The following is a 13,965-nucleotide window of genomic DNA, read 5'->3' on the forward strand; positions in this document are numbered from 1 at the left end:
CTCGGCTACTCTTTCAACCGGACAGCCAGCAACGTCGCCAGTAGCGTCAGCACGCCCGTCACGGCACCGAGGCCCGGAACGCTGGCGTTCGTGTTCTGGCCGGTCGAGTCGTCGCGGTCGGTCTCCTCGTCGCCGGTCGGTGACTGACTGGTGGCGTCGCCGCTCACCGCGGACTCGTCTACGACCACTTCGCCGACCCGGAAGTCGTTGACGTAGACCTCGTAGGTGCCCGGGTCGGTCACCCTGCGCTCGAACGTCGTCTGGCGCATCCCGCCCGCCGCGATGGTGAGTTGCCGGTCGGCGACCGTCTCGCTACCGAGGACGAGTTCCGCGCCGAAGGTTCCGTCTGCGTCGCCCTCGTTGGTGATGCGGACCTGTACCTTGAGGGCGTCACCCACCGAGAGAGTGCTGAGATCGACCGTGGCGTTGGCGATTTCGAACTGCGGGCGCTGTTTTCCGGCCGCGAACTCCGAGAGGCCGGGCGACCGAACCTGATAGACGTAGTGGCGCTCGGTGGTCTCGACCAGTCTCGTCGGAAGCTCGTTCCACGTCCCGCCGTGGTACCGGTACATGGCGATTTCGTCGCGCTCGGAGGCGCTCACTCGGTCTCGCTTCACCCGGAACCGGAAGGTGACGTCGCTGATGTTCCGGTCGGAAATCGAGTGGTCTACGCTCAGGTACGCCAGCGGCTCGGTCCCGTTGGTGAGTTCGCGGGTCGGCGTCTTCCCGGCTATCGGGGCCTCGCTGGCGGTGACGTCGAGCGTGAAACTCCCGTTTTTGGTCGGTGTCACGTTGACCGCGTCGAACGCCACGTCGGCGTCCGCCGCCTCGGTCTCGGAGACGTTCACCGAGACCGACCGGTTCGCGGTCGCGTTCGGCACGGTGACGTTTACGCTCGGGGCGCTCACGTTGGGGCCGGGACCTCTGCGGGCGCGCTCGCTCCGGTTCGATGGGTCGGTCGCGTTCCCCGGGAGCGTCGCGTTGTCGAGCAGTCCTGCTCCTCTTCCGGGGACGCCCGTTCCGTTGCCCGGTATTCCGGGCACGCCGCTCCCGTTTCCGGGTGGGCCAGTCCTATTTCCGGGTGCGTCAGTCCTGTTTCCGGGTACGCCGGACCCGCTACCGGGAGGGTCGGTCAGATTCCCGGGCGGTCCGCTCCGGTTTTCTGGGGGTCCGGGGTCGGTAGGTGGTCCGGTTTCGTTGCCGGGCGGGCCGGTTCGATTCTCCGGTGGCTCAGTCTCGTTGCCGGGCGGCCCGTTCCCGGGCGGATTTTCCGGAGGGCCGCCCGGGGCGGTCGTGTTCGGGGCAGGGACACTCGTGCCGGGGTTCGGAACGGTCGTGGTCGGCGTCGGAACGGAGGTATTCGGACTCGGGACGGTCGTCTGATTTATGGGGTCGTCCGGCGCGCTCGTCGTCTCGCTCGGCGGGTCGCCCGGAATCGGGTCGGGCGACTCGGTCGGTATCGGGGGCTTGCTCGACGGTCCGCGGGCGGAGTCGTTCGGGCGCTCGCCGCCGAGGAGCGGCAGGGTGTGTTCGGTCAGCGTCGAGTGGGTCTGGACCGAGTCATCACCTTCGGCGAATACGACACCGACGCCGGACGCGACGCTCGCGGCGACGAGGACGACGACAGCAAGGACGACACATGCGCGACTCACGGACGCTGGGCGAAGCCACGGCTTCTGTCCACTTCCCCGAGCCATTTATTCTGACTGGCTAATTTCTCTAACGGTGAACACTTATATTCACCGGATAGCTCTGCTGAAGCGTGCGAATCGAACACACGTAGAAGTGATAAAATTGTTATGGGTGTCTGACGTACGTTTATGGTCCTGCCGTGGCCCAACACGGACATGAGCGACCAAGACGAGCGCGTCGAGGAACTCGAATCGAAGGTCGAGCGACTCGAAGCCACGGTGAAGGGACTGACCGAGGAGTTGGTGGAGGTACACGACCGCCTCGAAACCCTCGAAGACGAGGCGGCCGATTCGCGGGCGGTCCAATCGACCGAATCGCGGACAGAGCGAACGCGAGACGACGAAAGCGGGGAAAGCGACGAGGCTAAAAGCCAAGAGTCCCAGAAGGAAGACGAGACGGGGGGAGATTCCGAGTTGGGCGACGACATCATCGTCGCGTAACGGGGTCCCCGCGTACGAGCAACCATGCACATCAAAAAGCTCGTCTTGGATAACTTCAAGAGCTTCGGACGGCGGACCGAAATCCCGTTCTACGAGGATTTCACGACTGTTTCGGGTCCGAACGGCTCGGGGAAGAGTAACATCATCGACAGCGTGCTGTTCGCGCTCGGGTTGGCCCGAACCCGAGGCATCCGCGCAGAGAAACTGACCGACCTGATTTACAATCCCGGTCACGCCGACGGGAGCGAGGAGCAGGGCGGCACGCGCGAGGCCAGCGTCGAAGTCGTGTTGGACAACAGCGACGGGAACGTAGATAGGGCGCAGGTGGTCAACGCCGCGGGGTCCGACAACGTCGGCGACGTGGACGAGATCACCATCAAGCGCCGGGTCAAGGAGACCGACGACAACTACTACTCGTACTACTACCTCAACGGGCGCTCGGTCAACCTCTCGGACATTCAGGACCTGCTCGCGCAGGCCGGAGTGACGCCCGAGGGGTACAACGTCGTCATGCAGGGTGACGTGACCGAGATTATCAACATGACGCCCCACGAGCGTCGTCAAATCATCGACGAAATCGCGGGCGTCGCGGAGTTCGACGCCAAGAAAGAGGACGCCTTAGAGGAACTGGAGACGGTCAAAGAGCGCATCAGCGAGGCCGAACTCCGAATCGGCGAGAAACAGGACCGCCTCGACCAGTTGGCCGACGAGCGCGAGACCGCCCTCGAATATCAGGGCCTGCGCGACGAGAAGCAGGAGTACGAGGGCCACCTCAAGGCCGCCGAGTTGGAGGAGAAGCGCGAGGACCTCGCCCACACGCGAGACGACATCGAAGAGCGCGAGGAGGAACTGGCCGACCTGCAAGCAGAACTTGACGAGAAGCAGGGCAAGGTCATCCGCCTCGAAGACGAGTTGGAGGAACTCAACGCCGAAATCGAGCGCAAGGGCGAGGACGAGCAGCTCCGCATCAAGAGCGAAATCGAGGAGGTCAAAGGCGAGATTTCCCGACTCGAAGACGCCATCGAATCCGCCGAGGAGAAGATTCAGGACGCCGAGAACACCCGCCGACAGGCGTTCGTGGAAATCGACCGCAAGCAGGAGGACGTAGAGGAGTTCGAGAGCGACATCCGCGACCTCAAAATCGAGAAGTCCTCCGTGAAGGCCGACATCCAGCAGAAGGAGGCCGAACTGGAGGAAGTCGAGGCCGAAATCGAGGCCATCGACACCGAGTACGACGAGGTCAAAGCCGAGTTGGCCGAGAAGAAGGAACTGCTGGAGGAAGAGAAGAGCGAGAAGAACGACCTCCAGCGCGAGAAGGACCGCCTGCTGGACGAGGCCCGCCGCCGGTCGAACGCCGAGAGCGAGAAGGAAGATGAGTTGGACGAGGCCCGCGAGCAGATTCCCGAGTTGGAGGCCAAACTGGACGACTTGGACGACGAGTTGGCCAAGGCCAAGCGCAACCGCGACCAAATCGACGACGTGGTCGAGGATTTGAAGCAGGAGAAGCGCGAGTTGCAGGACGACCTCGACTCGGTCGAGGACCAGATTCAGGCCAAACAGCAGGAGTACGCCGAACTCGAAGCCAAGGCGGGTCAGAGCGGCGACTCGTCGTACGGCCGCGCAGTCTCGACTATTCTGAACGCCGAGAAACCCGGCGTCCACGGCACGGTCGCCCAGTTGGGCGGCGTCAACCAGAAGTACGCGACAGCCTGTGAAACCGCCGCGGGCGGCCGGATGGCTCACGTCGTGGTGGACGACGACGGCGTCGGCCAGTCGTGCATCGAGTACCTGAAATCTCGGAACGCGGGGCGGGCGACCTTCCTGCCGATGACCGAGATGCACGACCGGAACCTGCCCAGCGCGCCCAGCATGCCCGGCGTGGTGGACTTCGCGTACAACCTGCTGGACTTCGATTCGCAGTACTCCGGCGTGTTCGCCTACGTGCTGGGCGACACGCTGGTCGTCGAGGACATGGAGACTGCCCGGGACCTGATGGGCGATTACAGGCTGGTGACCCTCTCGGGCGAGTTGGTCGAGAAGAGCGGTGCGATGACCGGCGGGTCCAAGTCCGGGTCGCGCTACTCCTTCTCGAAGTCCGGCAAGGGCCAACTGGAGCGCGTGGCCCAGCGAATCAACGAGTTGGAGGACGAGCGCAAGTCCATCCGCGAGGACATCCGCGACGTGGAGAGTCGGTTGGACGACGCCCGCGACCGCAAGAGCGACGCGACGGATCAAGTCCGGTCCATCGAGTCCGACGTCGAGCGGACCGAAGGCGAACTGGAGTCGGTCCGCGAGCGCATCGACAACCTCGAAGACGAACTCGTGGCGATGGAGGCCGAGCGCGAGGCCGTCAACGAGCAGATGCAGGAGTTGGAAGACGAGATAGACGAGCGCGAGGAGGTCATCGCCGACGTTGAGGACGAAATCTCGGACCTCGAAACCGAACTCGCCGACTCGCGCATTCCGGAACTCACCTCGGAGGCCGAGGACATCGAGGCCGAAATCGAGGAGTTCGAGGACAAGATGGACGAGTTGGACGGCCAACTCAACGAACTCCAACTGGAGAAACAGTACGCCGAGGAGGCCATCGAGGACCTCCACGACGACATCGAGCAGGCCCAGAACAAGAAGGCCGAGCAGGAGGAGGAAATCGAGGAGTTGGAGGGCAAAATCGAGGACCAAGAGGCCCTCCTCGAAGCAAAGCGCGAGGCGGTCGAGGAACTCGAAGACGAACTCGCAGACCTCAAAGACGAGCGCAAGGACGTGAAGGCGGACCTCCGCGAGGCCCAGCAGGCCCGCGACGAGAAGAAGTCCGAGGTCGAGACGGTCGAAAATCGGCTCGAAAGCCTGCGCCGGAGCGCCGAGCGCCTCGAAGCCGACATCTCACAACTGGAGGAGACGGTCGGCGAGTACGACGCCGACGAGATTCCCGACTTGGACGAAGTCGAGGAGAACATCGCGCGCCTCGAACGCCAGATGGAGGAGTTAGAGCCGGTGAACATGCTGGCAATCGAGGAGTACGACGACGTGAAGGCCGACTTGGACGACTTGGAGGAGCGCAAGTCGGTTCTCGTGGAAGAGCGAGAGGGCATCCGCGAGCGCATCGACTCCTACGAGGACCAGAAAAGGGCCACCTTCATGGACGCCTACGAGGCCATCGACGACCAGTTCCAGAACATCTTCGAGCGCCTCTCGAACGGGACCGGGGACCTCCACCTCGAAGACGAAGCGGACCCCTTCGACGGCGGCCTGACGATGAAGGCCCAACCGGGCGACAAGCCCATCCAGCGCCTCGACGCGATGTCCGGCGGCGAGAAGAGTCTGACCGCGCTGGCCTTTATCTTCGCCATCCAGCGGTACAACCCCGCGCCGTTCTACGCGCTGGACGAGGTGGACGCCTTCCTCGACGCCGCGAACGCCGAGCGCGTCGGCGAGATGGTGGACGAGTTGGCGGGAGACGCCCAGTTCATCGTGGTTTCCCACCGCTCGGCGATGATGGAGCGCTCCGAGCGCGCCATCGGCGTCACGATGCAGGGCGACAACGTGAGTACCGTGACGGGCATCCAGTTGGGCGACGGCGACGAGGAAGGGGAGGTACCTGCTGATGACTGAGAACTCGTCTTCTGAGGACGACGATTTCTCCTTGAACATCGCGGGCCACGAAGAAGAGAAGCGACAGCGCGAGGCCAAGCAGTCCAACCCCTTCGGCGGTGACGCCGGGGAATCGGCGTCCGAAGACGCCCCCGAACAGCCCGAGTCGTCCGGCGATTCCGCGGACTCGCCGGACGACGGCGAGAGCGACGACGGAGAAATCGACACCGAGGAGGACTCTCTTCTCAGCGACGAACTCGACGTTGACGCCGAGGCGGACGACGACGAGGCCGAACCCGTCGAGCTACTCGTTCAGCTGGCCGAGGAGGGCGAAATCGAGCCGTGGGACATCGACATCGTGACGGTCACCGACAAGTTCCTCGACCGGTTGGACGAGGCCGACCTCCGGACCTCGGGTCGGGCGCTGTTCTACGCCAGCGTCCTCCTGCGGATGAAGAGCGACGCGATGCTGGCCGACGACGACGAGGAGGACGAGGAACCGGAGGACCCGTGGGACGAGTGGGGACCGGGGATGGACGCGCCGATGGCCGAGGAGGGCGAGTTCGCGGGCCACGACCCCGTCGCCCAGCTCGAAGACGAGATGGAGCGTCGGCTGGAGCGCAAATCGGCCCGCGGGTCGCCCGAGACGCTGGACGAACTCGTTCGCGAACTCCGGGAGCGCGAGCGCGGGTCGTGGTGGAAGGAGTCCAGAAGCTACGACACCACCGACTCGCCAAGCGGGTTCCAGCGCGGGACTCAGACGCTGGACTACCGCACGGACGACGACATGCGCGTGGACGAGGAACCATCCGCCGACGACGTGACCGGCACGGCCCACGAGGAGGACATCGAGGCCGTCATCGACGACGTGCGCGAGGAACTCCGCGCCCACTACGACAAGGGCCGAACCGAGGTCCTGTACGCCGAAATCGAGACCATCGGCGGGTCGCGCATCCAGACCTTCCTCGCGCTCCTGTTTCTCTCCCACCGCGGGAGCGTCACCTTGGACCAAGACGACCTGTTCGGCGATTTGTGGGTCGTAGACGGCGAGGCCGCCGAGGAGACCGACGAGTCGGACCCGCCGGAAGCGATTGCGGACTGAGGTCGGACCGGGTTCGTTTTCTGGTGGTTTGTAGCCTCGAAAATCTAATTGATTGCCTAAGCAATGAAATATGTGCTTCGGGAATTGTTTTTGCTTCTCTACTTCTTCGGCGCGCGTGGCGCGACGCCGTAGCGTCGCGCCTTGCGCGCGAGGGACGAGTATCGCAGGGAGCGAAGCGACCGAGAAACGCAGGAGGTTGGGGAGGACGAGGTGCGGTCGCGGGGCGGTGCGGGAGACTCCTGTGTTCAAGCCTGTCGCTAGCTTCCCTCTGTCCGGCGTTTCCCGGCGAGTCGAATCAAACGTCAGAATAGCGTTCGACCGAAACGACGAACCCAGTATTCTACTTCAGATACTCGCCGACGAACGCATCGACGCGCTCCCGCGTCTCCTCGGGAATCGCCTCGGTCGGCGTGTTGATGGTCCCCTCAAGCGCAGACCCGCAGTCACACTCTCGCTCGTCGGGCATGTTCTGGATGGCGTGTTCCACGACTTGCTTGATGGCCTCCTCGTTCTCGGCGGCGTTGTCCAGCACCTCCTGCAAGGTGACCTCGCTGTCCTCCTTCCAGACGTCGTAGTCGGTGACGCCCGTCACGGTGGCGTAGCACATCTCGGCCTCGCGGGCGAGTTTGGCCTCCGGAATCGTCGTCATGCCGATGACGTCCCAGCCCTGCGAGCGATAGAACTCGCTCTCGGCGCGGGTCGAGTACTGCGGGCCTTCGATGCAGACGTAGGTGCCGCCCTGCTCGGCGTCGGCGTCGGTCGCGGTCTCGCACGACTCGGAGAGATGCTCGACCATGTGCGGACAGTAGGGGTCCGCGAAGGGCATGTGAACCACGATTCCGTCGCCGAAGAACGTCGAGTCGCGGTGTTTCGTCCGGTCGAAAATCTGGTCTGGCACCAGCAACGTCTGGGGCGGGAGGTCCTCGCGCAGGCTTCCGACCGCGTTGCTCGACAGCACGCGCTCGACGCCGACCTGCTTCAGCGCGTGGATGTTGGCCTTGTACGGCGCGTTGGTCGGCGTGTGCTGGTGGTCCGGGCCGTGGCGCGGCAGGAAGGCGACCTCCTCGCCAGCCAACTCGCCGATGGTGACGGGCGCGGACGGTTCGCCGAAGGGCGTCGAGACGTTCTCCTCGCGGGTGTTTTCGAGGGGTAGGGCCTCGTAGATGCCACTTCCCCCGATGAAGCCAATCGTCATGGCCTACAGTCGTGGCGGTGGCTACTAAACGGCTATCCTTTCGGAACCGTTCGGTCGCTCACGCTTCCAGCACGCGCTGTTCCCACTCGTCGCCGACCATCGCCCCCAACACTGCGAGGCCGATTACTCCGGCGGGACCCCACGCGAGGCCCAACGCACCGCCAGCGATAGCGCCGGAAATCGCGCCAGCACCGGACGGCGAGAGTTCGTCTTCGTCTCTGGGCTTCGCTGGTGTACCGCCGTCGGCGACCGTGCTTTCAGTCCCCCGACCGCTCGGCTCCATGCTTTCGACTATATTGTGCAGACTATTAAGTTTAGGTACCACGAACGCAGTCAGGCCCGAGAGCAAACACAGAACGACCAGCAAGAGTTGCGTCTGTCTCTCCAAGTCCGCTACCTTCCAGACGGTTCCCGCCAATTCGGTCAATCCGTGCCAGATGTGTGGCTGTATCTTGAACAGAATCCCCTGAAACGTCAGTCAACCCCCGGCGCGAACGACCATCGGAAGCGACCGTAACTCCCGAACCAACCAGTCTTTTCCACTGCTCAATCCATCGACCACCTGCTCGACCCACTCGGGAATCCCGCGCATACTCACTCGCACCGAGTTCGTCACGTCCTCGTATTTGAACCTCGGGGCGCGAGTCGAGAGAGAGAACGGAAGCGAGAGGGAGTGTTCAGGCCTGCACGCCGTCGTCGTTCTCGACCAGTCGCCACGCCTCGCCCTCGTCTTCGAGGACTCCCCGACGGACCATCTCGTTCAGAACTTCGTCCATGCGGTCGGGTTGGGCGATTTCCATCTCGATGCGCTCTACGTCGTGGAACTCGCTCAGGAGGTGGCGAATCTCCTCGGTGGTGAACTGCTCGCCCTCGGCCTTGTCCATCACGCCGCTGACGATATCTATCATGTCCTCGATGAAGTTCCACGGGTAGACGATCCACGCCCACTCGTCGAGGGCTTCGCCGATGTAGTCGGGTTCGAACTCGCTGGTCTGGAGGAGTTGGAGCGTGGCGGTCCGGACCTCGCCCGCGTCCCGGTCGGTGACGTACTCGTAGGCGCGTTCGATGGAACCCCCGGTGTCGGCGATGTCGTCAATGATGAGTACGTCCTTGCCCTCGACGCTCCCCTCCGGCATCGGGTACCGGACCTCGGGTTCGTCGGACTTCTCGGCGGTCCCGACGTAGTGTTCCATCTTGAGGCTCGTCAGGTCGTCCAGTCCGAGGAAGTCACAGATACAGCGCCCGGCGAACCACCCGCCGCGGGCCAGCGCGACTATCACGTCCGGTTCGAAGGAGTCGCGCTTGACCTCGTCGCTGACGTCACGACAGAGACCGTAGATGTACTCCCAGTTCGTAATCGTACACTTGAACTCGTCGGGGAGTTCGCTCATACCACCTCGGGATTCGACGCCCTGCACACTTAACGGTTTACAGGTGGGTCTCAGCGAGTGCGAACCCTTGTCTCGTGCCGGTCTGCGGTCCGACCACTTAGTTCTAAGAGTCGCGCGTTCGTCGGGACGAGTATGGAGACGTTGCGCACCCTTCAGGTAGACGCCTTCGCCGACGAACCGTTCGCCGGGAACGCGGCCGGAGTGGTTCCCGAGGCCGACGGACTCACCGACGACCAGATGCAGGCCATCGCCAACGAGTTGGCGGTCAGCGAGACGGCCTTCTTCCGCGAGAGCGACGAGGCCGACCGTCGAGTCCGGTACTTCACGCCGACGACCGAGGTGGACCTCTGCGGGCACGCTACCATCGCCTCCCACGCCCACCTGCTGGAGGAGGGCGTCATCTCCCCCGGCACGCACAGCCTCGAAACCAACGTCGGGGTCCTCGAAATCGAGGTCGAGGAGGACGGGGCGATTTGGATGACGCAGGATTCGCCCGAGATTCGGGAGGTGGAACTCGACTACGAGCGAGTCGCCGACGCGCTCGGTATCGACCACGCCGCCCTGGAGGACGTGGGCGCTGACCTCCCGCTGGCGGTCTCCTCGACCGGCCTGCCCTTCCTCGTGGTCCCCGTCAACTTCCTCGAACACGTCTCGGCGATGGACCCCGACTTCGGCGCAATCGAGGCCATCAGCGAGGAGGTCGATGCGACCGGCATCTACGCCTTCAGCTTCGACGCGCTCGGCGTCGATTCGACGCTCCACGGTCGGATGTTCGCGCCCGCCGCGGGCGTCCCCGAGGACCCCGTGACCGGCACCGCCAGCGGCGCGACGGGGGCCTACCTCCGGGAGTTCGAGGCCTTCGACGACGAGGGCGTGCCCGAGGAGATGGTCTTCGAGCAGGGCCACTTCGTGGACCGACCGGGCTACGTCCGCGTGCGAGTCGGCGACGAGGTCCGCGTCGGCGGGCAGGCCGCCACCGCGCTCGATGGTGAGTTGCGAGTTCCGGAGGCCGACGAGGACGACGACATCATCGAAGCCTGACTGTTCATCGCTTCAGAATTGTATATTTACTTTTAGGAAATGAAAACAATTGCTTAGGAACACCATTCATTTCTCTGCGGTCGGCGCACGCTGGCGCGGCTTTATGCCGCGCCATCGGCGTGCGAGGGATGAGGACCGCAGGCCGGAGGCCGAGGACCGCAATCGGTTGGGGAGGACGAGGTGCGGTCGCGGTGCAGTCGCGGTACCGCCTCGGCTCAAGCCTGAAGCTAGCATCCCGATTTCTGCGGTTTGCGGTGCTGTGCGGTTTGCGGTACCTGTCTTCCCGCAGGTTAGAGTCACATTCTCCGTTGCTCAACCAGTCGAAAGTCCAACGACTCCAATCCGAATTACCTCTCCGAACCACGCCCGAAACCCGCCCGCTACGTCTGCTCGCCGAACTGGAACTCGTCGGCGGTCTCCTCGCGCTTGAGTTCCGAGACTTGCCGACGGGTCTCCGAAACGTCCCGCTCCACGTCCGCGAGGCGGTCGTCCAGCACCGAGAGAATCTCGCTTTTGACTTTCTCGCTGTCGAAGCGGTCGCGCATCTGCTCCTCGACAGCCGCCGTGAACACTCGCACGAAGGCGGTGACGGTGCCGACGACCCAGACCACGATGCCCAGCAACACCAGCACGAGGCCGGGTGCGGCCGTCTCCAGCGCGGCCGACAGCGCCGCGCCGCTCTCTAACTGACTGTACGCCTCTGCGATGCCCAACACGACGCCGCCACCGACCAGCGCGCCGCCGAGGAGCGTGGCGACCCCGGCGAGGACAACGTAGTAGACTGCCCATCGAAGCGAACGTCTCGCGTCCATGCGTGAGTTCCACGAACGCCGGAACATAAACTCACCCGTTTTCGTGTCGGCTGGCGTTCAGAAAGGGCGCGCGGTTCGGTGGGACAGAGTGAATCCGCTCCGGAAGTCGAGAGAAACGCCGCCGAGTCAAGCGAACATCGCCGAGTCGAGCGCCTCCGGCGGTCAGTCACATTCGAAATCCGACACGATAGACCCCTTCTCCGGCAATATTTTCGATTCTGGAAACTAAATCCGGTTTCGAGTTAAGATTCGTTTTACGGGCCGGTCGGAACATTCTTTATTCGCCTTCTTGTTCTCCCACATGCACCAATGGCTGTACTCTGGCTGGACGAAATCACCGCGGACGACCTCGAACTGGTCGGCGGGAAAGGCGCGTCGCTGGGGGAACTCACGGGCGCTGGCCTGCCGGTTCCGTCGGGGTTCGTGGTTTCGGCCGGCACCTACCGCTCGTTCATCGAGGAGACCGGCATCGAGGAGGAACTGTTCGAGGCCGTGGACGTAGATACCGAGGACTCCGCGGCGCTCGCCGAGGCCCAGTCGCGGGCCAAGGAACTCGTGTTGGAAACCGAGATGCCCGCAGAAATTCGACAGGAGATTTACGACTCCTACGACGACCTCGGCGACGGCGAGGACTTCGTGGCGGTCCGGTCGTCCGCCACCGCCGAGGACCTGCCCGACGCTTCCTTCGCGGGCCAACAGGAGACCTTCCTGAACGTCACGCGCGAGGACCTCGTGGACCGCGTGAAGCGATGCTGGGCCTCGCTGTTCACCCAGCGCGCTATCTACTACCGACAGGAGAAGGGCTTCGCTCACGACAAGGTGGACATCGCGGTCGTCGTCCAGCGCATGGTCGACGCCGAGAAGTCCGGCGTGATGTTCACCAGTCACCCCTCGACTGGTGACCCGCGAATCATCATCGAGGCCGCGTGGGGACTCGGCGAGGCGGTCGTCTCCGGGTCGGTCTCGCCCGACAACTACGTCGTGGACCGCGAGACCGGGGCGGTGGACGAGGTCACCATCGCCGACAAGAAGACGAAGATGGAGAAAGACGAGGAGACCGGCGAGACCGTCGAGCGCGAGGTCCCCGAGGACCTGCGCGAGGCCCAAGTGCTGGACGAGCGCGACATCGAGCGCCTCGTAGAGTTGGGCGAGCGCGTCGAGGACCACTACGAGACGCCCCAAGACGTCGAGTGGGCCATCGTGGACGGCGAGGTCTTCATGCTCCAGTCGCGTCCCATCACGACCATCGACGACGGCGACGCCCAAATCGAGACCGACGCCGACGCGGGCGCGGAGTCCGAGGGCATCGCCGACGGGAGCGGCGGCGTCGAGGCCGCCAGCGGCGGGAGCGACGCCGGGGCCGGAGGGAACAACGACGTACTCGTCTCCGGACTCGGCGCGAGTCCCGGCATCGCCTCGGGCGCGGTCCGTATCGTCAACCAGCTCGACCAGCTCGACAAGGTCAGCGAGGGCGACATCATCGTGACCGAGATGACCACGCCCGACATGGTGCCCGCGATGAAGCGCGCCGCGGGCATCGTCACCGACGAGGGCGGGATGACCAGTCACGCCGCCATCGTCTCCCGAGAACTCGGCGTCCCGGCGGTCGTCGGCTCGACCGACGCCACCCGGACCCTGACAGACGACCAGCGAATCACCATCGACGGCGACAAGGGCACCGTCACGGAGGGTCGCAAGGAGACCACCGAGGAGCGCGAACCCATCGAGGAGGCCCGCCCGAAGACCCCGGTCAAGCCCATGACCGCGACCGAGGTCAAGGTCAACGTCTCCATCCCCGAGGCCGCCGAGCGCGCCGCCGCGACCGGCGCTGACGGCGTGGGCCTCCTCCGGATGGAACACATGATTCTCTCGACCAACAAGACGCCCGCCAAGTACCTCGAAGACCACGGCGTCGACGCCTACGTCAACGAAATCGTGGAGGGCGTCCGCGGGGTCGCCGACGAGTTCTACCCCCGACCGGTTCGGGTCCGGACCCTCGACGCGCCCACCGACGAGTTCCGCCAACTGCAGGGCGGCGAGGACGAACCCGACGAGCACAACCCGATGTTGGGCTACCGGGGCATCCGCCGTAGTTTGGACCGCCCCGACGTGTTCAAGCACGAACTCGAAGCGTTCGCCCGCCTCTACGAGATGGGCTACGACAACGTCGAAATCATGTTCCCGCTGGTCAACGACGCCGAGGACGTCCTCAAGGCCCGCAACCTGCTGGAGGAGTCGGGCATCGACCCCGAGAAGCGCACGTGGGGCGTGATGATAGAGACGCCAGCCTCCGCGCTCGGCGTCGAACAGATGGCCGAGCAGGGCATCGACTTCGCCTCCTTCGGCACCAACGACCTGACCCAGTACACGCTGGCGGTGGACCGGAACAACGAGAACGTCGCCGACCGGTTCGACGAACTCCACCCCTCGGTCCTGCAACTCATCAGCCAGACCATCGAGACCTGCCGCGAACACGACGTGGACACCTCCATCTGCGGACAGGCCGGGTCGAAGCCGAAGATGGTCCAGCATCTCGTCAACGAGGGCATCAGTTCCATCTCGGCCAACATCGACGCAGTCCGTGACGTTCAGCACGAAGTCAAGCGCGTCGAGCAGCAACTCGTCCTCGATTCGGTGCGCTGAGGCCGCTCCCGACGACGGATTCTTTTGCGGACCCCGCGGAGTAAGCGCCGGTTAGGTC

The 13,965-nt window shown here is 64.3% G+C and carries 10 protein-coding genes; 5 read left to right on the forward strand and 5 right to left on the reverse strand.

Features of this window, described 5'->3' with window-relative positions:
• Nucleotides 1-5: 5 nt before the first annotated feature.
• On the reverse strand, nt 6-1,652 hold the full coding sequence (locus tag EPL01_RS22080) for a PGF-pre-PGF domain-containing protein (protein WP_210424181.1): 1,647 nt from the start codon (nt 1,650-1,652) through the stop codon (nt 6-8).
• A gap of 195 nt (nt 1,653-1,847) precedes the next feature.
• Between EPL01_RS22080 and EPL01_RS17220 the strand changes: the two genes are divergently transcribed.
• From EPL01_RS17220 to EPL01_RS17230, 3 genes are read left to right on the forward strand one after another with little or no spacing between them, the layout of a single operon-like run.
• Nucleotides 1,848-2,132: a DUF7518 family protein gene (locus tag EPL01_RS17220; RefSeq protein WP_135826513.1), complete on the forward strand. Its 285-nt coding sequence runs from the start codon at nt 1,848-1,850 to the stop codon at nt 2,130-2,132.
• A gap of 24 nt (nt 2,133-2,156) precedes the next feature.
• Nucleotides 2,157-5,744, forward strand: a complete 3,588-nt coding sequence (smc, locus tag EPL01_RS17225; RefSeq protein WP_135826514.1) for a chromosome segregation protein SMC — start codon at nt 2,157-2,159, stop codon at nt 5,742-5,744.
• A complete protein-coding gene (locus EPL01_RS17230; protein ID WP_135826515.1) occupies nt 5,737-6,825 on the forward strand; it encodes a segregation and condensation protein A in 1,089 nt (362 codons plus the stop codon). The genes smc and EPL01_RS17230 overlap by 8 nt, the downstream gene beginning before the upstream one ends.
• Nucleotides 6,826-7,165: 340 nt before the next feature.
• Here EPL01_RS17230 and mtnP read toward each other — a convergent pair whose 3' ends face one another.
• The 3 genes from mtnP to EPL01_RS17245 all read right to left on the reverse strand — a co-directional run bounded on the left by mtnP (nt 7,166) and on the right by EPL01_RS17245 (nt 9,411).
• On the reverse strand, nt 7,166-8,020 hold the full coding sequence (gene mtnP / locus EPL01_RS17235) for an S-methyl-5'-thioadenosine phosphorylase (protein ID WP_135826516.1): 855 nt from the start codon (nt 8,018-8,020) through the stop codon (nt 7,166-7,168).
• 58 nt (nt 8,021-8,078) lie between these two features.
• Nucleotides 8,079-8,303 carry a hypothetical protein gene (locus EPL01_RS17240; protein ID WP_135826517.1) on the reverse strand — a complete coding sequence of 75 codons (225 nt, stop codon included), beginning with the start codon at nt 8,301-8,303 and terminating at the stop codon, nt 8,079-8,081.
• A gap of 394 nt (nt 8,304-8,697) precedes the next feature.
• Nucleotides 8,698-9,411 carry a phosphoribosyltransferase gene (locus tag EPL01_RS17245; RefSeq protein WP_135826518.1) on the reverse strand — a complete coding sequence of 238 codons (714 nt, stop codon included), beginning with the start codon at nt 9,409-9,411 and terminating at the stop codon, nt 8,698-8,700.
• Nucleotides 9,412-9,543: 132 nt separating this feature from the next.
• On the opposite strand from EPL01_RS17245, the gene EPL01_RS17250 reads away from it, so the two are divergent.
• Complete coding sequence (locus EPL01_RS17250) at nt 9,544-10,452, forward strand: PhzF family phenazine biosynthesis protein (protein ID WP_135826519.1); 909 nt, start codon at nt 9,544-9,546, stop codon at nt 10,450-10,452.
• Between the two features lie 380 nt (nt 10,453-10,832).
• On the opposite strand, the gene EPL01_RS17255 is transcribed toward EPL01_RS17250, so the two are convergent.
• Nucleotides 10,833-11,264 carry a hypothetical protein gene (locus EPL01_RS17255; RefSeq protein WP_135826520.1) on the reverse strand — a complete coding sequence of 144 codons (432 nt, stop codon included), beginning with the start codon at nt 11,262-11,264 and terminating at the stop codon, nt 10,833-10,835.
• A 309-nt stretch (nt 11,265-11,573) separates the two neighbouring features.
• Here EPL01_RS17255 and ppsA point away from each other — a divergent pair, with 309 nt between their 5' ends.
• Complete coding sequence (gene ppsA, locus EPL01_RS17260) at nt 11,574-13,907, forward strand: phosphoenolpyruvate synthase (RefSeq protein WP_135826521.1); 2,334 nt, start codon at nt 11,574-11,576, stop codon at nt 13,905-13,907.
• The last annotated feature ends 58 nt before the right edge of the window (nt 13,908-13,965 follow it).

The sequence above is a fragment of the Halorussus ruber genome (assembly GCF_004765785.1).
GTDB classification, from domain to species: Archaea; Halobacteriota; Halobacteria; order Halobacteriales; family Haladaptataceae; genus Halorussus; species Halorussus ruber.